13 protein-coding genes are annotated in these 24,590 nt (G+C 70.3%); 7 read left to right on the forward strand and 6 right to left on the reverse strand.

The window, feature by feature from the left end; translation table 11 throughout:
- The first annotated feature begins 403 nt into the window (after window positions 1–403).
- Entirely contained in the window at window positions 404–1,579 is a 1,176-nt protein-coding gene (locus tag WMF43_RS39325) for a vWA domain-containing protein (RefSeq protein WP_437672893.1), read from the forward strand.
- 46 nt (window positions 1,580–1,625) lie between these two features.
- Here the strand turns inward: WMF43_RS39325 and WMF43_RS39330 are convergent, their stop codons facing one another.
- The 5 genes from WMF43_RS39330 to WMF43_RS39350 form a co-directional block, all read right to left on the reverse strand.
- Complete coding sequence (locus WMF43_RS39330) at window positions 1,626–3,038, reverse strand: RCC1 domain-containing protein (protein ID WP_437672895.1); 1,413 nt, start codon at window positions 3,036–3,038, stop codon at window positions 1,626–1,628.
- A 229-nt stretch (window positions 3,039–3,267) separates the two neighbouring features.
- Window positions 3,268–4,770 carry a glycoside hydrolase family 5 protein gene (locus WMF43_RS39335; protein ID WP_437672897.1) on the reverse strand — a complete coding sequence of 501 codons (1,503 nt, stop codon included), beginning with the start codon at window positions 4,768–4,770 and terminating at the stop codon, window positions 3,268–3,270.
- Window positions 4,771–5,321: 551 nt separating this feature from the next.
- Window positions 5,322–7,754, reverse strand: a complete 2,433-nt coding sequence (locus tag WMF43_RS39340) for a PAS domain-containing hybrid sensor histidine kinase/response regulator (RefSeq protein WP_437672900.1) — start codon at window positions 7,752–7,754, stop codon at window positions 5,322–5,324.
- A complete protein-coding gene (locus tag WMF43_RS39345) occupies window positions 7,744–8,874 on the reverse strand; it encodes a hybrid sensor histidine kinase/response regulator (protein ID WP_437672902.1) in 1,131 nt (376 codons plus the stop codon). The genes WMF43_RS39340 and WMF43_RS39345 overlap by 11 nt, the downstream gene beginning before the upstream one ends.
- A gap of 254 nt (window positions 8,875–9,128) precedes the next feature.
- Complete coding sequence (locus WMF43_RS39350; RefSeq protein ID WP_437672904.1) at window positions 9,129–10,307, reverse strand: hypothetical protein; 1,179 nt, start codon at window positions 10,305–10,307, stop codon at window positions 9,129–9,131.
- A 424-nt stretch (window positions 10,308–10,731) separates the two neighbouring features.
- On the opposite strand from WMF43_RS39350, the gene WMF43_RS39355 reads away from it, so the two are divergent.
- From WMF43_RS39355 to WMF43_RS39380, 6 genes are all read left to right on the forward strand, one after another.
- The gene (locus WMF43_RS39355; RefSeq protein ID WP_437672906.1) at window positions 10,732–11,316 is read left to right on the forward strand and encodes a CAP domain-containing protein; all 585 of its coding nucleotides are present in this window, start codon (window positions 10,732–10,734) and stop codon (window positions 11,314–11,316) included.
- 94 nt (window positions 11,317–11,410) lie between these two features.
- Window positions 11,411–12,607: an acyl-CoA dehydrogenase family protein gene (locus WMF43_RS39360; protein ID WP_437672907.1), complete on the forward strand. Its 1,197-nt coding sequence runs from the start codon at window positions 11,411–11,413 to the stop codon at window positions 12,605–12,607.
- Window positions 12,608–12,914: 307 nt separating this feature from the next.
- A complete protein-coding gene (locus WMF43_RS39365; RefSeq protein WP_437672908.1) occupies window positions 12,915–14,960 on the forward strand; it encodes a M3 family metallopeptidase in 2,046 nt (681 codons plus the stop codon).
- Between the two features lie 371 nt (window positions 14,961–15,331).
- Window positions 15,332–16,975 carry a hypothetical protein gene (locus WMF43_RS39370; protein WP_437672910.1) on the forward strand — a complete coding sequence of 548 codons (1,644 nt, stop codon included), beginning with the start codon at window positions 15,332–15,334 and terminating at the stop codon, window positions 16,973–16,975.
- A 704-nt stretch (window positions 16,976–17,679) separates the two neighbouring features.
- Window positions 17,680–19,191 carry a hypothetical protein gene (locus WMF43_RS39375; RefSeq protein ID WP_437672912.1) on the forward strand — a complete coding sequence of 504 codons (1,512 nt, stop codon included), beginning with the start codon at window positions 17,680–17,682 and terminating at the stop codon, window positions 19,189–19,191.
- A 572-nt stretch (window positions 19,192–19,763) separates the two neighbouring features.
- Window positions 19,764–21,644 (forward strand): hypothetical protein, encoded by a 1,881-nt coding sequence (locus WMF43_RS39380; RefSeq protein ID WP_437672914.1) that lies wholly within the window; start codon window positions 19,764–19,766, stop codon window positions 21,642–21,644.
- 103 nt (window positions 21,645–21,747) lie between these two features.
- On the opposite strand, the gene WMF43_RS39385 is transcribed toward WMF43_RS39380, so the two are convergent.
- The gene (locus tag WMF43_RS39385) at window positions 21,748–23,643 is read right to left on the reverse strand and encodes a hypothetical protein (protein ID WP_437672916.1); all 1,896 of its coding nucleotides are present in this window, start codon (window positions 23,641–23,643) and stop codon (window positions 21,748–21,750) included.
- Window positions 23,644–24,590: the final 947 nt, after the last annotated feature.

Here is a 24,590-nt window from a genome sequence, read left to right on the forward strand (position 1 = left end):
CGGCGACGGGAGGGTACGCCGGTCCGCGTCCGCCCGACCAGCCGGCAGCAGGAGCGCGCCCTGCGCGCCGATCCGCGGCTCCTCGGATCCGCCGGATACCCGCCGGATCCAGGCGTCGGGGCGCCGAATCTCGCCGCGCTCCCTGGTGCGACGCGAGACCACATTTCACCGGCTCATGTCCCGCGGCGACGACATTGCTTCGCCATGAATAATCTTTTCCAGGCCACCCCCGGTTGACGCGCAGCTCCGTAGGCTATGCTTTCTGGTGCACCATGGAGCTTCAGGAGCGAGATCGGCGACCGTGTCCGCCTCCGGGGGCTCCACGCAGTCATGGTGGCTCGGCCACCGGCGACACGGCGCCGGTCCACGCTTACGGAGGATTGACGTCATGAAATTAAATACAATGGCTATCGCTCTGCTGACGGTAGGCGCAATCGGAACCGCGTGTGGGAGCAGCGGCACCAGCGACGTCGGCGGAAGCGCGCAGAACTCAGGAGGCAGCGGCAGCGGCACCGGATCCGGCGCCGGGGACACGTTCGGCGGCGATGTCGGCCCGGGCGGAAGCGGCGGCAGCGGCGCCGGCTCGGGCGACGGCGGCTCGTGCGCCACCCAGTCGGCCGAGGCCGATCTCGAGCCCGTGTACCTGGCATTCGCGTTCGACGTGTCGGGCAGCATGGGCATGGGCGACCTGCCCTGGTACGACAAGACGCTCAAGTGGGATCCCGTGGTGGCCGCGACCAAGCAGTTCTTCGCGGATCCGGAGTCTCAAGGGATCAGGGCGTCGCTCACGTTCTTCCCGAGCGATGACGAGGACAACGACATCAAGTGCTCGGTCGCTCCCTACGCGACGCCGGCCGTCCCGATGACGCTGCTGCCGTCGCCGGCCTTCGCCGCGGCGATAGACGAGATCACGCCGCAAACGATGGAGGAGTGGCGCGGCGGCACGCCCACGCTGTTCGTGATGCAAGGCACGATCGGGTTCGTCGAGCAGCAACGGCAGGCTGTTCCCGGGAAGTATGCGATCGTGCTGGTCACGGATGGCGAGCCGGCGGGCTGCGGCCCGGAGAACAACGCCATCCAGCGCGTGGTGGACGAGGCCGCAGGTGCGCTCACGAACCTCATTCCGACGTACGTCATTGGCGTCGCCAATCCTCCGCACCCGGACGCTCCGACGGAGACCATCGGGAACATGAGCCGGGTCGCCGAGGCGGGCGGCACGGAGCGCGCGTTCCTCATCGACACCGGTGATCCCGAGGCGACCACCGCCGCGTTCAAGGCGGCTGTCGACGCGATCCGCGGCGGGACGGTCAGCTGCACCGTCGCGATCCCGCCTGCGCCCGACGGGCGGACCTTCGACGAGCAGCGGGTCCGCGTGACGTACAGGAGCGGCAACGACGCCCCGACAGCGCTCACGTACGACCAGGAATGCGAGGCCGATAACGCCTGGCGCTACGACAACCCCCAGAGCCCGGCGCAGATCGTACTTTGCGAGAGCGCCTGCGCTGCGATCCAGGCCGACCCGCAGGCGGCCCTGGGCGTCGACTTCACCTGCGAGGACGTGATCGTCATCCCGCGCTGAATCCCGCGCTGACGGAGGCCGCCGCCCTCGGGGGCGGCGGACCGCGTCAGGGCGCCTGGGCTCGTTCCGGCCACCGGACGGGCACCGGCACCGAGGAGCTCTCCTCCGTGCCATTTCCCAGCTGGCCGCTGCCCCCGTAGCCCCAGCATTGCAGGACGCCGGTCTCCGTCAGCCCGCAAGAGAAATCTTCTCCCAGCGCCAGCTTCCGCATGCCGGTCATGCCGGTGTCTGTCGGGACGGGCTCGCTGATGGCGAGTCCGTTGCCGTACTCTCCCGAGGTGTTCTGTCCCCACATGAAGACGCTGCCGGCGACAAGAGCGCCAGAATGCCAGTACCCCGTGTAGACGGATTCGACGTTCCTCAGCGCCAGAGGTGCAGGCTCACTCTGGTTTTCTGTGCTGTTCACCCCGAGCTGCCCGGAGCCGTTGCCACCCCAGCAGTAGGTGCTGATGGCGGTCACCGCGCATGTGTGCCCCCGCCCGCAGCTCACCCCTCTCACGTTGAACAACGAGGGCACGGCGGAGGGGGAGTAACTGAAGCCGCTCGCGGGCCTGCCAAGCTGTGCAGAACCGTTGTCTCCCCAGCAATACAGGCCGCCGTCCGCTGTCGTAGCACAGACGTGCTCGAAGCCTACCGACACCTGAGCGACGGGCTCATCTCGAACCGATATTTCAACCGGCACGCTCGATTCGGGCACCTCTTCGACTGCGAGCTCGCCTTCGAATCCTCTGCCCCAGCAGAAGAGCCGGTCGCTTTTGTCGATCGCGCATGTCGTACCTCCGCCCGCCGCGATCCGGCCGACGTCTCTGATGCTGATTTGAACTGGCTCTTTTCTTGCGAAGGTGCCGACTCCGAGGCCGAGCTGTCCGCTCCCGTTGACCCCCCAGCAGTGCACGGTGCCGTCGGAGAGCAGCGCGCAGGTATGCCACTGGATGTCTTCGTCCGAATAGTCACCGGCCGCAACCCCGACCGCCGGCGCCGGGAGGGGCACCGGGGCCGGCTCCAGCCTCGCTTTCCAGCTGCCAGGACGGGCCTCATCATCGACCTCCTGTCCCCAGCACCACACCGACCCGTCTTTCAGGATGGCGCAGGCGTGGACGCGCCCCACGGCCACGTCGACCGGGTCGTTGCAGCTTCCCTGCTCGCAGTAGGCCGAGCACGTCACGCCGCAGCCGCCGCAGTTCTGCTTGTCCGCGCGGGTCGCCGTCTCGCAGCCGACCTCGTCGTCGCAGTCGTCGTACCCGTCCTCGCACTGGAACCCGCACGCGCCCCGCTCGCATGTCGCCGCGCCGTGATCCCCGTCCGGGCAGTCTGCGGGCGACGCGCATTCCGCGTCCTCTCCGCCCCCCGTGCCCTGCTGCGCCGGTTGATCCGTGAACCCGTCAAGGCCGAGGAGCTTGCCGCACCCCGCCGCGCCCGCCAGCGCGCCCAGGGCGGTCACGCTCGCGAGTCCTCGCATGAGCCTCTTCATGGCTGGACGCTAACACGACGCCGGCACCGGCGCGGGCGCCCGGGGGGTGCTTGCTGGGTCGCCGACGGCCGCCGGAACTTCAGGCGGCGCTCCAGCGCCGCCTGTGCCCTCGGCGCCGCGCCCGGGTCGACCGGGGGCGGCTCGCGCACACGACGAGGAAGGCCCCGGGCGGGGCCTTCCTCCGAGAGGGGCCTTCTATCTGCGCAGCCGCGGGGCTCTACCGCGCGGCCGGCCAGGCGCCCGACCTCCACGTCGTGGAGTTGCCTCTTGCGTCCGTCGCCTTGAAGGTCACCAGCGTGCCCGCGGGGACGAAGTTGGGATGGTTCGGGCCGTACGTCCATTCGCCCCACGAATTCCAGCCGAGGCGGACCTCGGGCAGGCTATTCCATTGCGCGGTGACGGAGGTGACGTCGCCGACACGCCCCGACGGCGGAGTGACCTTCACCTGGATCCAGTACGGGTGAGAGTTCGGCGACACGACGAACTGGAAGGGGGCGGTCGTGGACCCGCCGCCGCTGCCGCCCGCGCCACCGCTGCCGCCCGCGCCACCGCTGCCGCCCGCTCCGCCCGCGCCGCCGCCACCGCTGCTGCTGGAGCTGCTGCTGGAGCTGCTGCTGCTGCTGCTGCTGCTGCTGCTGCTGGAGCTGGAGCTGCTGCCGCCCTCCAGCATCTTCGCCTTCACCCACCTGCCCGAGTCGGTGAGCTGCGAGTCCGGCCAGCCGCCGGTGGTGCTCGCGCCGGGGCGGAGCGCGGAGGCCGTCTCGTCCTTGTCGAACAGCGACCAGTTGGCCCAGCTGATCTTGTTCGCGTTCAGGAAGTCGATCCAGACCTGCGACTCGGAGAGGTTGAGCCCGGTGTTGCCAGAGGCGTCGCAGGTGCCGAACTCGGTCACGAACAGGGCCAGGCCCCTCGACAGCGCCGTCCTCGCCTTCGAACGGATGTTGTCCCTGTGCGTGTTCGCATAGAAGTGCAGGGTGTACGCGATGTTGGAGAACCCGGTGATCGGGCTGCTCGAGGCGACGTCCACGTCCTGCGACCAGGTCGGCGTGCCGACCACGATGAGGTTGTTCGAGCCCGCGTCGCGGATCGTCCTGATCACCTCGGTGGCGTACGACTTGATTTCGCTCCAGGACTCGCCGTCCGGCTCGTTGAAGATCTCGAAGATCACGTTGGGCCGGCTCCCGTAGGTCCTCGCCATCTCGCCGAAGAACTCCTTCGCCTGGGCGGTGTGCGCGGTGGCGTTGTGATCATGCCAGTCGATGATCACGTAGATGCCCTTCGCGATCGCCGCGTCGACGACCGTCTTCACCCTGTTCTTCTCGGCCGTGGGGTTCGTGAGGTACCCGCCCGACTCGATGCCCATCGCGGCGCGCACGACGCTCGCGTTCCAGGTGTCCGCGAGCGAGTTGACGACGGACGCGTTGTAGAAGTTTCCGCCCCACTGGCTCCAGAACAGGCTCATGCCCTTGAGCTGGACCGGCTCCCCGCGCTCGTTCTCGATCCGGTTCCCGTCGACCTGGAGCCGGCCGTGTGTCGCCACCGGCGACGCGCCCGCCGCGAACGCCTGCTCATCCGTGAGCTCCTCGCCCACGACCTCCTCGCTCACGCCCTCCGACGGGGCCACGCAGCCGCTCACCAGGGCCGCCGCCTGCATCGCGGCGGCGCACAGACCGAGCCGCCAAGCTGACCCCCTCAGCATACCGAACAGCGCGCTTGTCATCCTGTCCTCCAAGAAGATGCCAGGGCAGATGGCGAGTCACGGCGAGACAGCACCTCGCGTGCATGCTCTCCCGCTCCCCCGAGGCGCAGCAGGGCCCGACGCCTGGACGAGGCATCAGGGCCGCGCGGGGAGGATGCAAGGGAAGAGCGTCGCGGGGCTCGGACCTAGGGTGCCGACTCGCTACCAGCTCCTGACTAAGTAACTCTAACCACGCCCGCTGTTCCAGAGAGGATCTCGGAGAGCGGGCAAAGAAGCAATACAGGATGTTTTAGCACAGTTTCGTCAGAACTCAACGGGATGATTCGTAGACCTCACAAACTCCAATCCCGGTGAATCTTTCGACATGGTGAGGTCGTGACGCCGTGGTTACGCCGTGAGGCCGCCGTCCCGGGCGGGCGATCCTGCGCTGCGTCAAGCGACGATGTGGGACAAGGACCTTGCGGGGTACACCGAGCGCCCGCGCTCGGGCCATGGGCAGCGCCCGATGAACGCCGCCCGGCGCGCCGCGCCCGCGCTCACCGCGCTCACCGCGCTCACCGCGCTCACTGCGCTCACTCGGATTGCGGGACGAGCACCCCCTCGAGCACGGCGGTCAGCTCGTCGACCTTCACCGGCTTCGTCAGGTAGCGGAAGAACCCGGCCTGCTCGGCGCGGCGGGTGTCCGGGGCCATCGCGGCCGCGCTGAGCGCGATGACGGGGATACGGCACGTCTCCGGCCACTCCTGCAGCTTGCGCATGGCCTCGTGGCCGCTCATCCCGGGGAGGTTGATGTCCATGATCACGGCGTGCGGCCGCCGCGCCCGCGCCAGCTCCAGGCCGATCTCGGCGCTCGGCGCGGTGATCAGGCGGACGCGCTCGAACTCCGAGAGCAGGTCTTCCATGAACACGATGTTCGACGGGTTGTCCTCGATGTAGAGGACCACGTACCGAGCGCCGCCCGGCCCGGCGAGCGGCGAGTCCGCCGCGTCCGCCGCCGGCGCCGCCGCCGCGGCGCTCTCCGCCCCCGCGTCGTGCGCCGGGAGATCGATCCAGAACTCCGACCCCTCGCCCGCCGCGCTGCGGAAGCCGACGCCGCCGCCCATGATCTCCGCGAGCCGCTTCGTGATGGCGAGCCCGATCCCGGTCCCCTCGATCGGCCCGGTCTCCTGGCCGGCGCGCTGGAACGGCTGGAAGAGCTTCCCTTGCTGCTCGCGCGCGATGCCGATGCCGTCGTCCGCCACGCAGATCCGGACGGACCCGCCCTCCGGCATCGACACGGAGAACGTGGCGCGCCCCCCCTTCCGGCCGTACTTGATGGCGTTCGAGCCGTAGTTCATGAGGATCTGGGCGAACCGCGTGCGGTCCGCCCGGACCTTCGGCAGCCCGTCCGGCAGCGGCGAGAGGGCCAGATCGACCCCGGCGCGCGCGGCCATCGGGTCCAGCGTCGCCTTGACCTCGACCAGCACGCCGAGGACGTCCACGGGCTCGAGCGACACCGTCACGCGGCCCGCCTCGATGCGCGAGAGATCCAGGATGTCGTCGATGAGCTTGAGCAGGTGCTCGCCGCCCCGGAGGACGTGCTCGACCCGCTCCCGCTGGCGGTCCGTCAGCGGCGTCTTCCGGTCGCGGTGGAGGAGCTGCGCGAACCCGAGGATCGCGTTGAGCGGCGTGCGGAGCTCGTGGCTCATCGAGGCGAGGAACTCGCTCTTCGCGGAGCTGGCCGCCTCGGCCAGCGCCCGCGCCTTGCGGAGCTCCTCGGCGCGCTGCACGTCGCCGGTCATGTCCCAGATCGTGCACACCGTCCCGCCCTCGGCGGTGCGGCGCTCGGTCATGCGCAGGCTGCGCCCGTCGCTCGTGGCGAGGTCCAGCGTGCCGCTCGGCTGCGCGTGGTAGGCGAGGACCCGGGCGAGGAAGGTCGCCGCCGGCTCGCCGCCGAGCTCGAAGACCCCTTCCGCGACGCTCTCGTCGAAGAGCGCCGCGTAGCGCTGCCCGACGATGGATCCGCTCACGCGCGCGCCGAGCAGCTGCCGGTACGCGCTGTTGCAGATCGCCAGCCGGTCCTGGGCGTCGAACACCGCGAACGACCCCTGGATGCTCTCGACCGCGCTCCGCAGGAGATCGTTCGTCCGCTTGGCCGCGGCCTCCAGGCGCAGGCGCTCGCTGATGTCGCGGGCCACCTTCGAGACGCCCACGACGTTGCCGAGCGAGTCGTGGATCGGCGAGAGCGTGACCGAGACGTCGATCTCCCTGCCGTCCTTGCGCCTGCGCACCGTCTCGAAGTGCTCGACGTGCTCGCCCCGCCGCAGCCGCTCGACCAGCCGCGGCATCTCGTCCGCCCGCTCCGGCGGGGCCAGCACCGTGACCGACTGGCCGATCATCTCCCCGGCGGAGTAGCCGAAGATCGCCTGCGCGCCCCGGTTCCAGCTGGTGATGCGCCCGTCGAGCGACTCGCCGAAGATGGCGTCCTCGGAGGAGTCGACGATCGCGGCCATCCGCTTCATCGCGAGCTCGACCTGCCTGCGCTCGCTGACGTCGCGGATCGCGCTCGAGAAGAGCCGGCCCCCCGCGGTCTCCAGCGGGCTCAGGCTGATCTCGACCGGGAACTCCTCGCCGCCCTTCCGGCGGCCGAAGAGCTCCAGCCCCGACCCCATCGGGCGCGCCCTGGGCACCGCGAGGAACGTCGACCGGTGCGCGACGTGCGACCGCCGGAAGCGCTCCGGCAGGAGGATCTCGATGGGGCGCCCGATCAGCTCGCCGCGCGTGTAGCCGAACATCCGCTCGGTCTGGACGTTCACGAACACGATGCGCCCGTGCTCGCCCACGACCACCATCGCGTCGGGCGCCGCGTCGATGAGCAGGCGGTACTTCTCGTCGTCGAGCGAGAGGTCCAGCGCGCCCCCCGGCCCCTGATCGCCGTCCGGGTCCGTCGTGGGCTCGGGCGCCGACGCCGCCGTGGGCTCGGTCGTCGAAGGGAGGTCGGCGCCGCCGGCGTGTTCACGTGTCATCGGGGAACCTCATGCAGAACACGGCGCCCGGCGCGTTGTCCTCGACCCAGATGCGCCCGCCGTGCGCCTCGACCGCCATCTTGCAGAACGTGAGCCCCAGGCCGCGGCCGGCCCGGTGGGCGGCCTGCTCGCCGCCTCCGAGCTGCACGAACCGCTCGAAGATCCTCGCGCGCATCTCGGCGGGGACGCCCGGGCCGGCGTCGGCGACGCGGATCTCCACGGCGGCGCCGGCGCGGGCGGCGCTCACGGTGACCGCGGTCCCGGCCGGGGCGTGGTGGATGGCGTTCTCGACGAGGTTCTCGATCGCGCGGCGGAGCAGGTCCGGATCGGCGAGCACGGCGGGCGCCTCGACGGCCTCCTTGAGCGCGAGCCCCTCGGCGCTCGCCCCGATCTCGAGCGCGGCGAGCACCTCGAGCACGAGCGCGCGCAGGTCGACGCGCGCGCGCTCGGGCGCGAGCCTCCCCTCCTCGCTCTTGCTGATGTCGAGGAGGTTGTAGATGAGCCTGAGGAGCGATCGCGCCTGCTCGCGGATGTGCCGCGCCGAGTCGCGCGCCGGCTCCGAGAGCGCGCGGTCCCGGAGCAGGAACTGCGCGTGCAGGTCCATGCTGCTCACGGGGTTCTTCAGATCGTGCACGACGAACGCCGTGAGCTGCTCCTTCTGGAGCTGCAGGCGCATGAGCGCGTCCCGCTGCTGCCGCACGACCTCGACGTGCTCGCGCAGCTCCGCGCCGAGCCGGCGCAGCCGGAGCGCCGTCTGCACGCGCGCGAGCAGCTCGGCCGGGCGGACCGGCTTCGTGAGGAAATCGTCGCCGCCGGCGCGCAGCGCGCCGTCGAAGGTGTCGACGTCGCGGAGCGCGGTCAGGAAGAGGATCGGCGCCGCCTCGCCCCCGGGCAGGCCGCGGATCCGCGCGCACACGGCGAAGCCGTCCATTCCGGGCATCCGCACGTCGAGCAGCACACACGCCGGCGCGTGGCGCTCGAACTGGCGGATCCCCTCCTCGCCCGTCGCGGCGAGCACGACCTCGTAGCCCTCGTCCTCGAGCGTGGCCTGGGCCAGGGCGCGGTTCTGCTCGTTGTCATCGACGACGAGCACCTTGGCTCGCGGCTCTTGCTGCTCCATCGCGCCCCTCGATCGCGGACGCGAGCGTATCCGACGGGCCCAGGTGCATCCATAGGGCGGAGGGCGGGGGCCGGCGGCGCAGCGGTCCCCGCGCCCGTCCACGCTGCGCCCGCGGCGCGCGGCGCGGAGGTGCTGGCCCGTGCGCGGCGCAGAAATGGCGACGGCCGAGGCGGGCGCTCGCGGCGCCCTGCCTCGGCCGGCCTGTGACGATCACGCTCCCCCGGAGGCGGCCCGCGCCGCCGCCGGGCCCGGCGTCACTCGATGCTCAGCTCGGCCAGCACGCTCGCGCTGGCCGTGAGGCTCGCCTGGATGTTCTCTCCCGCCTGCTCGATGGCATTGCCGGCCGGGATGAGGCACGCGCCCGCCTTCACGCTCCCGGTGACCGCGCCCTGGAGGTTCCCCGCGGCCTCGACCACCGCCTCGGCGTTGTCGACGAGCAGCTTGCCGCGCGCCTGCGCGACGACGAGGAGCCGCGGGAGGTTCGCCTGGAGCGTCGCGATCACCGCCTCGGCGTCGGTCCCGCCCGAGATGGTGACCGCGGGCTCCTTGCACGTGGCCCTGGCGCTCGCGCTCGCCTCGCAGGAGCCGCTGCACTCCGCGCTGCCCTGGCACTCGGCCTTCGGCGGCTTCAGCTCGGCCTTGCACTTCGGCGCCTTGAACTGGACGTCGCACGAGCCCGAGCAGTCCGCGTTGCACTGCACGTTCGCGTCCGCGGCGAACGTGCACGACCCGCGGCACTCGCCCGTGCAGGTGCCGTCGCACGCCCCGTTGCACTCGCCGTTCGCGCCCTCCGCGGCGCAGGTGCCCTCGCACGTGCCCTGGCAGGTGCCCTGGCAGGTGCCCTCGCAGTTGACGGCGAGGTTGGCCGAGCCCTCGCAGCTGCCGGTGCACTGCCCCTCGCACCGGCCCGAGAGCTGGCCGGGATCGCAACGCGCGATGACCTCGGCCGGGGTCACCTGGCACTCGACGTTGGCGCTGCAGCGCGCCTCGCAGTTCGCCTGGACGTTCGCGTCGACCGTGCAGCTCGGCGGCTGGAAGCTGATCGAGAGGCCGGCCGTCGCGTCCCCGAGCGCCTCGATCGCGAGGTTGCACCACGCCGTCGCCCGGTCGCTCGGCTTGGTCGCCGTGATCTGCGTCGCGTCGGCGCCGAGGTCCAGCGCGATCGCCTGGCAGGCGCCGCTCACGTCGGCGACCACGGCGCCCGCGGCGCCGGTGAAGTCCGACACCGCCTGCATGAAGGCACCATAATTGAGCTCGGCGTCGGCCTCGAGCCCCCACTCCACCGCGGCGAGATCGGCGCCCGGCGTGAACTCGCTACAACACAGGTCCTGCTGCGCCTTCGAGACCTCCTCACATCCCACCAGGGGAACTGCGGAGAGCCCCGCCAGGACGAGAGGGATTGTCGCGATTCGCCACGTCCTACGGATATTCATCAGGAAACTCCTTAGATCGGTGTCGGGAGCGCCGCAGGCGCCGGTCGTCTTGAACGCGCGACGAATGCCCGCGAAGGCCGCTCGCCTCGATGACCCGGCGGCAGCGCGCCGCCTCCGAAGCCGCGTGAGAATAGCTCATAGATCTGGCCCGCTGACAAGCATTACGTTGCCGTGATGTTGTCGTTTGCGATGCCGTCCTTAGGGCGTGGCCTGTCAGTGGACCGGCAATCCCATGTGGCATTCAGCTTTGGATGGCCGGCGCGTCGCGGATCGCTGTCTCGCGGCGTGCGCAGCGCGTGATGCGTTACGCAGCGCCGCCCGGGCGGACCGGAGCCAGTGGGGCGCACATGGTCTGTCGAGGGGATCATGGCCGCTCGGTGGATACCTGTTGCAGAGCCCGGCGGAACCATAGGACAATCGGCCCGTGAAGACGCTCCGCCCACGGCTTGCCCGATTCGCGCTCATCCCTCTCGCGCTCGTCCTCACTGCATCGTGCGGGGGCGCTTCCGATGACGTCGAGGGCAACGACGGCCCCAGCGGCGGCGGACCGGGCGGCCAGGCGGGCGGCGAGCCGCCCGCGATGCGCGGTATGACGGCGGCGCACAACCGGGCGCGCGCCGCGGTCGATCCGCCCGCGGACCCGCCGCTGCGCCCGCTCTCCTGGTCGCCGGAGATCGCCGCGGCGGCCCAGGCCTATGCCGAGAAGTGCGTGTGGGAGCACAGCGAGACCGGCTACGGCGAAAACCTTTACGCAACGAGCGGCACGTCGGCCACACCGGACGAGGTGGTCGCCACCTGGCTCGCCGAGGTCGACGATTACGATCTTGAGAGCAACACCTGCAGCGCCATCTGCGGCCATTACACCCAGGTCGTCTGGGCCGACTCGCTGGAGCTCGGCTGCGGCGTCGCCGACTGCACGAGCGGCTCGCCGCGCGACGGGGGCGCCTGGCAAATCTGGGTCTGCAACTACGATCCTCCGGGCAACTACGTCGGCGAGCGCCCCTACTGAGCCGCGGCCGCGGGGCGCGCTCTGCCGCGGCCGCGGGGCGCGCTGGTCGCTCGATCGCTCCCCGCCCCTCGCGCGCTCTGGTATTCGGGCGGCGATGGACTTCGGATGGACCGCTGCCCAGCGCGCCGCCTACGACCGCATGCGCGCCCTCGGCGCGGACGCCGACGCCGCGGCCCCCGAGGATCGCATGGGCGTGCTCGCCCGGGGCGGCGCCCTCGGCCTGGCGATCCCGCGCGCGCTGGGCGGCGAGGGCCTCGACCTGGTCACGACGGCGCTCGCCTACGAGGGCCTCGGCGCGACGCTGCGCGACGGCGGCGTCCTGCTCGCCGCGGGGGCGCACCTCTTCGGCGTGGCCTTGCTGGTCGCCCGGGTGGGCACGGCCGACCAGCAGCGCGCGTGGCTGCCGCGGATGGCGCGCGGCGACTGCATGGCGACGGTCGCGGCGACCGAGGCCGGCGCCGGCTCCGACGTCGCGTCGGTGCAGGCCACGGCCGACCGCACCGCCGCGGGCGGCTTCCGGCTCACCGGCGAGAAGCGGTACGTGACCTGGGCCGACCGGGCCGACGTGTACCTCGCCGTCGCGCGCGCCGGCGGCGAGGGCCGCGCGGTCGTCGACGTCACGCACGTCGCGCACGTCGCGCACGTCGCGCACGCCGCGCACGCCCCGCGCGCCGCCCGCGGCCTCACCGCGCTGCTCGTGCCGCGCGCCGCCGCGCCCGAGGGGAGCGTCCGCCCCGGCGCGCCGCTCGCGACCGCGGGGCTCCGCGGCGCGCGGCTCGCGCCCGTCTCGTTCTCCGGCTGCGAGCTCGGCCCCGACGCGCTCCTCGGCCGCGCCGGCGCCGGCCTCGCCGTCTTCCAGATCGCGATGACCTACGAGCGCGCGCTGATCCTCGCCTTCCGCCTCGGCGCCATGGAACGCGCCCTCGGCGAGGCCGTTCGTTTCACCCGCGAGCGCGAGCTCGGCGGCCAGCCGATCGCGCGCCACCAGGCGGTCGCGCACCGCGTCGCGCAGATGAAGCTGCGGCTGGAGACCTCGCGGCTGCTCATCTACCGCGCCGCCTGGGCGCTGGATCAGGGCGATCGCGCCCAGGCCGAAGCGGCGCTCGCCAAGTGGCACACGTCGGACTCGGCTGTTCTGTTCGCGCTGGACGCCCTCCACCTCCGTGGCGGCGCCGGTTACCTCGAGGAGAGCGGCCTCCCGTCTGCGGTGGACGACGCGCTGGGCGGCAGCATCCATTCCGGCACGAGCGACGTGCTCGCCACGGTCGTCGCGCGGTGGCTGGGCCTCTAGCCGCGCGGACAACCGGCCGCTGTCCGACCGTCCCCCGAGACCCCAGGCCCGGCGCGAGGGTGGCCGCCGCGCGGCGGCCGCCCGCGCAGCAGGCCGGGCGGCTCGGCAGCACCTCCGCCCACCAGGACGCCCCCGGGCCGCCCGTGCTCCGTGCGCCCGGCGCCCGCGCCGCCCGTGCTTCGTGCGCCCGGCACTAGCCAACCTCGGCGCTCGCCTTTACCAAAGAAGGACACGCGCGCGCCGGCCGAGGCGAGCCGGCCGCGCGCCTCCGCCGGCCCAAGGCCCCCAACCAGGAACGACAACGAGAATGACCGTAGCGACCGACAATCCCCTGCTCTCTCTCGGCTTCGAGATCCCGTTCGATCGCATCCGGAGCGAGCACGTCGAGCCCGCGGTGCGCGCGCTGCTCGAGGACGCCCGCGCCCGGCTCGCGGCCCTCGTCGCGACGCCCGGCCCGCGCACCTACGAGAACACGCTCGGCGCGCTCGAGGCCGTCACGGAGCGGCTCGACCGCGCGATGAACGTCGTCTCGCACCTCGAGTCGACCGCGACCACGCCCGAGCTGCGCGCCGCGTACAACGCCGTCCAGCCGGAGGTGAGCGAGTTCCTGAGCGGCATCGCCCTGAACGAGGGCGTCTACGGCGCGCTCAAGACGTTCGCGGCCACGCCCGAGGCCGCGGCGCTGACCGGCCCCCGGCGCCGCTTCTTCACGAAGACCCTCGACGACTTCCGGCGGAGCGGCGCCGAGCTCGACCCCGCCGGCAAGAAGCGCCTCTCCGAGATCGACGTCGAGCTCGCGACGCTGACGCTGCGCTTCTCGCAGAACGTGCTCGACGCGACGAACGCCTTCGAGTTCGTCGTCGAGGATCCCGCCCGCCTCGCCGGCCTGCCGCCGAGCGCGGTCGAGGCCGCCCGCCAGAGCGCGGAGGACAAGGGCGTGAAGGGCTACCGCTTCACCCTCCAGGCGCCGAGCTACATCCCGGTGCTCACCTACCTCGACGACGCCTCGGTCCGGGAGCGCTTCTACCGCGCCTTCAACACGCGGGCGACCGAGGGCGAGCACGACAACCGCCCGCTCATCGCCCGGGTCCTCGAGCTCCGCCGGGAGAAGGCGAAGCTGCTCGGCTACAAGGACTTCGCCGACCTGGTGCTGGAGGACCGCATGGCGAAGACGGGCGCGGAGGCGCGCCGCTTCGTCGGCACGCTGCGCGCGCGCACCGAGCCCGTCTTCGAGCGCGAGAAGGAGGAGCTCGCCGCCTTCCGCCGCGAGCTCGAGGGCCCGGACGCGCCGCCGATCGCGCCGTGGGACGTCAGCTACTACGCCGAGAAGCTCCGCCGCGCCCGCTACGACTTCGACGACGAGGCGCTCCGCCCCTATTTCCCGCTGGATCGCGTCGTCAGCGGCCTGTTCGAGATCGCCCACCGCCTCTACGGCGTGCGCATCGAGCCCTGGCAGGACGCCCCCACCTGGCACCGGAGCGTGCGCGCCTACCGGCTGATCGAGGCCGACGGCGCCCAGAGCGCCGCGTTCTACCTCGATTTCGCGCCGCGCGAGCAGAAGCGCGACGGCGCCTGGATGCACGGGCTCGTCACGGGCGTCCCGCAGGCCGGGCCCGGCGAGGACGCGCGCCACCTCGAGGTCCTGGCGGGCAGCTTCACCCCGCCCGTCGGCGGCCGCCCCGCGCTCTTGAACCACCGCGAGGTCGAGACGTTGTTCCACGAGTTCGGGCACATGATGCACCACGCCTCGAGCCGGGTGCCGATCCGGAGCCTGGCCGGCACCAACGTCGCCTGGGACTTCGTCGAGCTGCCCTCGCAGATCATGGAGAACTGGTGCTGGGAGCGGGAGGCGCTCGACCTGTTCGCCCGCCACCACGAGACCGGCGCGCCGATCCCGGACGACCTGCTCCAGCGGATGCGCGCGGCCCGCACCTTCCGCGCCGGCGCCGCGACCATGCGCCAGCTCGGGTTCGCCGAGATCGACCTCGCGCTGCACGTCGACTGGACCCCCGAGCGCGGCGACGCCGTGGAGTTCGCGCGCGAGGTCATGTCGCGGTACTCGCCGGTCCCGCTGCCCGAGGGCTACGCCATGCTCGCCGGCTTCTCGCACCTGTTCGCGAACCCGGTCGGCTACGCGGCCGGCTACTACTCGTACAAGTGGGCCGAGGTGCTGGACGCCGACGCCTTCTCCCGCTTCCAGCAGGAGGGCCTCTTCAGCCGCCAGGTCGGCGACGCGTTCCGCAGCCAGATCCTCGCGCTCGGCGACACCCAGGACCCGATGGACCTCTACAAGAGCTTCCGCGGCCGCGAGCCCACCCTCGACGCCCTCCTCCAGCGCAGCGGCCTCGCCTGACCCCCGTGGGCGCGGGGGCGGCCGATCGCGCCCCCGCCCCGCACGTGCAGCAACGAATTTTCTGTCCCAGCTAACTTAACCGGTTCCGGTGCGGTCCAGCCCTCGCACCCGCCCGGCGGCTGGCCCCCCCGCGCCATCGACACACAGGCTCCGAGATTTTTTCCGCGCGGCCGCGAGATCGCGTGAAGGACCGGAGGGCACCTCGGCATCCATGAGGCCGCGCCGAGGGCCCGATGTGCCCTGATGGTGCTTCGCATCGGTTCTGGCGAAGGGTCTCCTGGCAAGCCGACATCCATCGAGCAGCAGGCAGGTCGCCTGAAGGGCCGCTTCACGTCGACGCCGCCGCGCGACCGTCCTGCGCAGGAGCCATCATGTCTCTTCGTTATGTATCAAGGTCCCCCTTCATCGCGGCGGTCATGTGCGTCGCGGCGTCCGCCTCTCTGGCCGCGTGCGGCGACGCGGGCGCGCCCGGCGAGCTCGCCGGCGGCGACGCCGAGGAGCTCGCCGCGGGGAGCGCGCGGGCGTTATCGGTCCCGCTGGACATCGACACGCAGCGCTCGCTGATCCTCACGAAGGCCACGGACCCGCTGACCGTCAGCCGGTTCCCGCTCGACGTCGTCCTCAATCAGCTCATCACGAAGGCGGGCACCGGGGGTCAACAGACCGCCCTCACCCTCTACAACCGCTGGTGGGACTACTTCAACCGTGCCGATGTGACGCCTCAGGCGGCTCGGTTCACCGATGTTCCCCATTGCAGCGACCAGGCCAACAGCGACGGTTTCTTCACGCTCAACGGCTACCGGATCCAGTGCCCCCGGCGGGAGGGCCGCCTCGCCTGGAGCAACCCGTTCGACCCGAGCTCGCCGGACTTCGTGGAGCCGCTCGCGGTCGTGAACCGCTTCGATCTCGTGCCGGAGGACGGCGCGCACTGCGGCGAGTACCGGATCGTCTACGGCAAGAAGTCGGGCGGCCAGGCCGACCGCAACCTGATCATCCTCGAGGGCCAGCTCCCGAATCCCCACCCCGAGTGTGGCATCGCCGCGTGCCTCCCGGTCGCCGAGTTCTGGGCGCGCCTGCCGACCCTGAGCGCCGCCGAGCGCGCGCAGGAGGTCGAGAGGTTCTTCATCGCCGGCCTGTCCGAGGCCGGCTTCGGTCCGGTGCTGCACCCGGACAACTACGCCGATGCGGTCCACGGCCCCGCGGGCCGGCCCGGCACGGGCCAGATCCGCACCAACCAGTTCATGGGCAACGCCGGCGCTCCCACCCAGGTCCAGGCCGGGCAGGACTGGGGGCTCCGCGAGTTCAAGCTCGCGAAGGTCTTCGACGGGCCGAACGGCGAGCCGCGGCTCTACGTCAAGCCGGTCCCGGTGAAGGAGAACCCCTTCGCCGAGCTGTTCGGCGTGAACTTCGACCCGAACGACCCCCGCCAGCAGTCGTTCATGAATGACTTCACGGAGTCGGTGGACAAGCTCACGACGTTCAGCCCCGACATCAACGACATCAAGCTCAAGGGCTCGACGCAGGCCCTCTACAACGCGGGCGAGAGCCTCGTCAAGAGCGACAACGACTACGCGCTCCAGCTGGAGCCGCCGTTCAATTTCCCGTGGAACTTCGAGCTGCGCGACCGGATCAACGCCGAGCTCGTGCGCCTCGGGCGGGACACCACCTTCTCGGCCTGGGACGTGGCCGCGCGCGCCACGACCCAGTCGTGCGCCGGGTGCCATCAGCTGAGCGACGGACAGCCGCTCGGCAACGGCGTGACGTGGCCCCGGAAGGAGCCCGAGAAGCCCGTGGACGAGCAGGAGTTCCGGTTCGTCCATGTCAGGGAGGACGGGGAGCTCTCGCAGGCGCTCACCCACTCGTTCCTCCCGCACCGCGACGGCGTCCTCAAGGCTTTCCTCGCGGCGCACGCGGACGGCAACACGTGCTCCCCGGCGTCGGCGGCGGCCGCGTCCGCGTCCGCGGCGGAGGGCGACGAGCCGGTCCCCACGCTCGGCGGCTCGACCACGCACTGATCTCCTGCGCCTCGGGAACCGCCTGCGCCTCTCCGCGCAGGCGGTTCGCTCTCCCCGTCGCCGCATCCCCCGGAACGGGGCGCGTACGGACGCGAGCCCCCTCGCCCCCCTCCTTCACCGGAACTTTCCGCCACCGGAACTTTCCGCCCGCAGCAGAACTTAACCGGTTCCGCTGGAGCGCATCCCGTCGATCCGCCAGGCGGCTGGACCTGACACGCAGTCGACACACAGGCCCCGAGATTTTTTTCGCTCGACCGCAAGATCGCGTGAAGGACCGGAGGGCACCTCGGCATCAAGAGGCCGAGAGGACTGGCCGGCGCATGCCTCACCATGCGTCGCACGTCACCCATGCGCTGACGAGACGCTGACGAAAACGATGCTTGTGGTGCGCTGCGCGGGCCCCTCGGCGGAGGCCCCGGCGGCACCGCTCCATCCGCGCTTCGATAGCCGTGCGGCAAGGCCACGCCTCGCGACGGCGACAGAATCGTGCGCGCCCTCGTTCCATGAAGTTGTGTTAAGGATCAAATGTATCTTTCAGCACAAAACAATTTTGATCACAAAATCGACCTGACATCATTTGATAAATAGAAATCAGCGGACTATCTAAATCGCCGACCGGGTCGCGCCGCGAGCGAACGCGCGCGCCTGTGTCCATTCGCCCACTCCGGTGCGGCGACTTCGATCCTATTTGACAGGAGCGATTGATGATCTTCCGCCATGTCTCCAAGCTCTCGCTCATCGCGACGATCAGCGCGGCCTCGGCCTCGCTCATGGGCGCCTGCACCGCAGGGGCTCCCTCAGAAGATCTCGCGGGTGACGGCGATGTCGAGCTCACGCAGGAGGGCCAGGAGGCCCTCGCGTGCAACCCTGTCCCGAACATCTCGCTGGAGCGCTCGCTCATCGTCACGGACGCGACGGCCCTGGCGAGGTTCCCTCTCGACACCGTCCTGAATCATCTCCTCTCCACGGTGAGCGCCGGCCCGAGCGCGCTGGAGCTCTACCAGCGCTGGTGGGACTCGCAGAACGACGCCGCGGGCGCCGTCTTCCCGGACGCGATCCACTGCGACGCGGACGGCGCCACGATCAACGGGTTCCCGGTCCAGTGCCCCAGGAACGAGGGTTCGCTCGCCTCGAGCGACCCGTTCGACAGCGCGTCCACGAACCCTGATTTCATGAAGCCGGTCGCGATCGTGAACCGCTTCGACCTCGCCCCGCTCGACGGCTCGCACTGCGGCGAGTACCGCATCATCTACGCGAAGCGGTCCTCCGGCGCCCTCGACCGGAACCTGATCATCCTGGAGGCCCAGCTCCCGAACCCGAACCCCGAGTGCGGCATCGCCGCGTGCCGCCCCGTCGCCGAGTTCTGGGCGAACCTCACGAGCACGAACAACGCCGTCACCCGCGCCGACGCGCTCGAGGCGTTCTATTACGACGGCATCCCCGGCTTCGCTCCGGCGCTCCACCCGGACCACTTCGCCGAGGGCGCCGGCCAGATCCGGACGAACCAGTTCATGGGCGGCCCGAACGCCCAGATCTGGCAGCTCCGCGAGTTCAAGCTCGAGAAGGCGTACGACGGCCCCGGCGGCGCGGCCCGGCTCTTCTTCAAGCCGACCACGGTCAAGGAGAACCCCTTCGGCGAGCTGTTCAACGTCAACTTCTCGGACTCCCGCACGGCGAGCTTCCAGACCGATTTCATCTCGCGCGTCGAGCCGCTCATCCCGCCGGGCTCGAACGTGAACCAGATCGTGCTGAAGACGCCGGACCAGTTCAACGCGGGCCAGAGCAACTCACAGGGCCCCGAGAACGACTACTCCATCCACCTGAACGCGGGCGGCGCGAACAACGCCTTCATCCAGGCGATCAACGCCGAGGTCGCGAGCATGAGCCCGCCCCCGCCCCTCCCCGTCTCGGCCGCCCAGGTGGCCGACCGCGCCACGACGCAGTCGTGCGGCGGTTGCCACCAGACGAGCAGCGGCGATTACCTCGGCGGCTTCCACACGTGGCCGCAGCACGTGTCGGCCTTCTCGTTCGTGCACGTCGACGAGAACTCGGTGCTCTCGAAGCCGCTCCAGGAGACGTTCCTCCCGCACCGCAAGAACGTCCTCCAGACCTACCTCCAGAGCACCACGTGCGACGCCTGCACGTCGTCCGTCACCGCGTCCGCCTCCTCCTCGGAAGGCATCGCCGGCACGCTCGGCGGCTCGACGACGCACTGACCTGCCCCCCTCGAAGCGCCCGCGCCTCCCCGCGCAGCCGAAGCGCTCTCCCCCTTCGTCGAACGGCAGGCCTCCCGGGAGGTTGGCCGCCGCGCGGCGCGGGGGGACGAGCCGTTACCTGAGCCCAAGAGCGCAAGATAGAGCCGTCGGCCGCCTTCGTTGAACGGTAGGCCTCCCGGGTGGGTGGCCGCCGCGCGGCGCGGCGGACGGGCTGTTGTCTGAGCCCAATTGACGTCGTGTCTCCGGAGTGCGCAGCACGGAGGGGACACGACGTCCAAGGCGAGTTCAGCCCGTCCCCCGCGCCGCGCGGCGGCCACCCACCCGGGAGGCCGTCCACCTCGGCAACACCCCCCGATCACGTCGTTCGACGACTCCCAGCCTCCGACGGGAGCGCCCTGACCTCCTTAAGGCGCCCCCTCAACGAACCGATTCAGCCATCGTGCGTTATCCCAGCCCCAGCACGGCAAGATAACGACGTTGCCCCCGCACGATTCATCGAAGGCCCCACCTCCCCACAGACATTCACCTGGTCGAAGCGGATGAGAGTCCGCTGAGCTCAAGGAGACCATCGAATGCGACGTTACCATTTCATGATCACGACCTCGTGCGCGCTCGCGCTCGCCGCGTGCGTACAGGGGATCGACACGGACGAGCAGATCATCGATGAGACGGAGCAGGCCCTCGTGGACCCGGCGTCCGTGCTCGGGTTCGAGAGCACCGCCGACTGGACCGTCGCCGGCGCCGTGAAGAGCGCGAGCTCCGATCACTCCCAGGGCAGCTCGGCGCTCGCCCTGCGGAACTTCAACTTCGTCGAGCTCACGTCCGCGGCGCTCTCGACCGTGTCGGGCGTGACCTCGACCATCGCCTTCGACCTCAAGGCGCCGGTGTCCCCCGCCTTCGGCAACGCGCAGCTCTTCGTGAACATCCCGTCTCGCGGCGTGCACAGCGTCATGCTGGGTCAGGTGAGCCTCGCGGGGCTGCCCGCGGGCACGTACAGCCCGATCTCCTTCAACGTGCCGGCGAGCGTCGCCAGCGCCCTGAGCCAGACCTACAGCGATCTGACGTTCAAGATCGTCCTCAATGTCCCGCACACGACCGTCGATTACCTGGTCGACAACCTCCACTTCGTGGGCGGCACGCCGACCGGCCCTTCGAAGGTCGAGCTGCGCGTCTCGAGCGCGGACGACCGGCTCGTCTTCTCGGTGAACGGCCTGCAGCGGAGGGTGTTCGACATCAACGACCCGGACCTCGGCCAGCGCATCGACGTGAGCGACTGGTTCGGCAGCGGCATCAGCGACCTCCGCTTCCTGACCCTCAACACCGGCGGCCCGACGAGCTACGGCGTCGAGGTCTGGGTCGACAACCAGCTCGTCGTGAACGCGCCCTGCCCCGCGACCCTGTGCAACGGCCAGGACGTCCGGACCGGGATCGTGGCGGATCGGACGTTCTCCCTGAACATCCCGAACCGGCCCGCGGTCCAGTCCGTCACCGTGACGGCGAACAGCGCGCAGCCCGGCAAGGTCTACGTGAACGACGTGTTCACGGGGCGCACCACGCCCACCACGCTCCCGCTGCCGCCGGGCAACTACACCATCGGCGTCGGGCTCGGCACCGAGTCGCCGCCGTACGACTACACGGGCTCTTACCGGGAGCAGACCGTGACGGTCGGCGCGTCGCCCGTGGCGGTCGACATCACCGCGAACGCGCCGCTCGGCGTCCAGGAGGAGACGCGCATCGCCATCCTGCCCATCCGGCACAGCATCAACTACGTCGCGTCGCTGGGCGGACCGGACCCGTCGAACACCGGCGTGCTCTCCGACGACGACATCACGGACCTCTTGACGCAGGCGAGGGCGACCAACGCCCGGTGGCTCGAGCCGCTGTCCTACGGGCTCGCCACGTGGACCGTCGAGGTCCTGCCCACGGTCGAGGACGTGCCGATGGTCGAGCAGAACCACGACGGGTGGGACACCAGCCGCTTCCGGAGCGAGTTCCCGACCGCGGCCCTGGAGTCGCAGTACGACATGATCGTGCTCCTCTTCCCGCAGCACCAGGCCAACGGCTCCCTGGTGGACGACGAGAGCAACATCGCGTGGGCCTTCGACGAGCAGTACATCGGGTTCCCCACCACCTTCACCGGCGATGGGATCGGCGTCCCGAACGCCTCGTTCCTCCACGAGGTGATGCACAACTACGAGTCGCACAACGAGAACGTGCTGCGCCTGTACAACGGCATCAACGGGCTGCACGGCTCCGAGCAGCACGGCTATTATGGCGGCGGGAACGGCGAGGTGGACTTCCTGCACTTCTACCGCCACTTCCTCCGCGGCCAGGTCGCCGAGCTCGGCGGCATGCGGTCCGATCTCAGCTGGCCCGCCATCGGGGAGGTCTCGGAGAACTCGGATCTGTACCTCGGCGTCTTCCCGGTGCTGCGCCACGGCTTCAACCCGTGACGTGACCCCAAAAACGACATCGCTCCTCCGGCGCGCCGGAGGAGCGATGGTCACTGGCCCGTGAAGGAGCGTGCGCGCCCGCGAGCCGGGCGCGCGCCCGCCGTCACCGGATCGAGAAGTTGCAGGCCGACAGGGTGGCGCCGTCCACGGTCTGGGTCATCGCCCAGTTGGTGAGCTCCGTGACCTGCGCCTGCTCGCTCCGGAACGCGTAGTTGTTCGCGAGCTGGACCTCGCTGCCGCCGGCCGGCTGGATGAACGCCGAGTAGCGCTTCGCCGCCACGTCGATGACCATCCGGACCTTGTACGTCTTGCCGCCGGAGTACGTGAAGGCGCGATCCGCGAGGTAACGCGAGCCGTTCCGGACCCGGACGTTGCCCTGCTCGTCGAAGATGACGATCGCCGCGAGATCGGTCCAGGCGTCCGCGGCGCCGCGCGAGAGGCCGACCACGCCGTCGATCCCCGACGCGCTCGGCGTCACGTCCCAGCTCACCGTGAACGTGCCCCGCTGGGTGGCCAGCGACGCGTTCGACCACTCGCCCGGATCCACGACCGGGCACGTGGCCGCCGGCGTGGTCGGCGTCGTCGGGGTCGTGGGCGTCGTCGTCGGCGTGGTCGGCGTCGTCGGCGTCGTCGTGGACGTGGTGCCGTACTCGAAGGCGCCGAGGTCGACCCCGCCCTCGGTGGGCCGCCGGGCCGCCGAGCCGACGGCGAGGAGCGCCGCGCGCGGCGGGTGGTAGAGCGGCATCGCGAGCGTCGACGCGAGGGTGTGGCCCGAGATGCCGGACGTCGCGCTGACCCCCGCGTTCCGGAGCGGGCTCGACTGGAGCAGCGTCACGTCGCGCGCCGCCACGTTCGTGAAGCCCGGGTCGCTCACGATCTTCGTCCCCGTGAAGCCGGTGGGCACCGTCGTCCCCGTCGGCACCGCGTTGTTCACGCCCTTGATCAGCGCGCTGCCCGTCGACCAGCTCGCGTCGTCGCGGAAGACCTGGACGCTCCCGCCGCCGACGCGGTGGAAGATGTTGTTGTGCAGCTCGATGCTCTCGATGCCGTCGAACAGGTGGATCGCCGCGCTCGAGCCCTGCATGAGCAGGAACGTGTTGTTCACGAACCGATAACGCCCGTTCGTCTCGCCGGTGCCGTCGCCGCCCACCCGCACCACGAACTGCGTGTGCGTCTTGCGGAAGACGTTGCCGACCACATCGGAGTCCTCGCGCACGAGGCCCGGATCCTGCCCGTCGGCGCCGATGAGCTCGAGCTCCTTGTAAAGCCCGCCCTCGATCCAGTTGTAATAGATCTCGTTCCGGCTCGCGCGCGACTTCACGGCATTGCCGCCGTTCGCGTCGTGGACATACGAATATTGCATCCGGAACACGCCGTTCGGGTACTTCGTCTGGTCCATGCCGATGTAGATCGGGTGCTTCGTCGTGCCGGCGCCGCACTTGTAGACCTCGACGTACTCCAAGGTGAGCGAGCCTGCGTCCTCGTCGGCGCCGAGGATACCGTGTGCGGGGCAGTCGCGGACCACGGCGTCGCGGATGGTCACGTCGTGGCCGTGGTGGAAAATGCAGCGGGACGAGCCGCCGGTCACCTCGAAGCCCTCGAACACGATATGGTTCGCGTTCAGCTCGATGGTGTTCGTGCCGCCCTGGAGGAGGGGGCGCTTGCCATTGACCTTCACGCCGCGGATCGTGATCTTCGACGTGGGCGTGCCCGACTTCGTGAGCCGGATGTTCCCCGCGTAGGTCGCGTTGCCGTCGACCTCCACCACGTCGCCCGCCTGCAGGCGGCCGGCGAGCTCGGTGATCGTCTTGTACGTCCGCGTCGGGCCGACCTTGTACGTCGTGCCGGCGGCCTGCTCGTCCGCGTCGAGATCTTCCGCGGCGATGTCCTCGTCGAGCGGCGCGCAGCCGGCACCGACGATGGACAGCGCCGCCAGCGAGGCGATGCACTTACCAACGGCAAACGACCGCGACCCGAAGCCCTTGATCATCGAGTTCATTGGCTTTTCTCCCCCGGCGTCGTCGAACCCCTGTGGTGAACAGGACCGTTACGGCCGAAGGACCCAGGGAGCAGAAAGGTGCCTCCCGCTGGGATCCTTCGCGCCGCGAACCTTCGGTGCAAGCCATTCAGCACCAGAGGGGCGGATACCGGCGCTCTCGTGAATCAACTTATTCCCGGAACAACCCGATGCGTCAAGATGAAATGGCTTTGGATGACCGAATGTCGCTTTTTTGGTCGCACCAAAGCCCCGCTTTTCACATCGAGATTGCAAAAATGCGATGCGCCGCTGGAATTGCGCAGCCCGGCCGCCATGCAGGGCCTCTGTAGGGAAAACGTCGCCCGCCGGCTCGCAAGTGCGCGAAATCCCGGAGAATGTTGGGCAGCAACCATTTGCGGATCGATTTCCACGGCATTTAACGACCTTCACCTACCTGACCGCGCAGTTGCTCCCCCGATGTCGCGGGTAGCGCGGTGTAGGCAGAGCCGCTGTGGGTCGTGTTCCCGCGGTCGGCGGCGGCGCGTCCGCCAAGCTCTCCACGATCTTCATCGTGGCGGGTTTCGTCCGCGGCATCCTGTAATGGGGCCCATAGGAGCATCACCACGAGCGCCTCGTTGTGGTCCTTTCGGTCATCGCCCTTACCGATTTTGGCCGCGCAGGATTCCGAGCTCACGGCGGCCTGGTTCAACGGGACGGACGCTCGTATTTGGTTGTGACTTTCTCCGCGACAGCGACGTCGGACGCGCGCGATTCTTCTTCGGCGGGTAACACGACCGCGGGAGGTGCCCCGGGTCAGCAGAAAAAACGCCAAGGACGCCAAGGGCGCCAAGACGCCAAGAAGAGAAGAGGGGAAGGGGCGTCACCGCATTTGCTCCCCCAATTTCTCTGCTTCTTGGCGTCCTTGGCGTCTTGGCGCCCTTGGCGTTTTGGCGCTCTTGGCGTTTTGG

It is taken from the genome of Sorangium sp. So ce131 (assembly GCF_051519095.1).
In the GTDB taxonomy this organism is placed as follows: Bacteria; Myxococcota_A; Polyangia; order Polyangiales; family Polyangiaceae; genus Sorangium.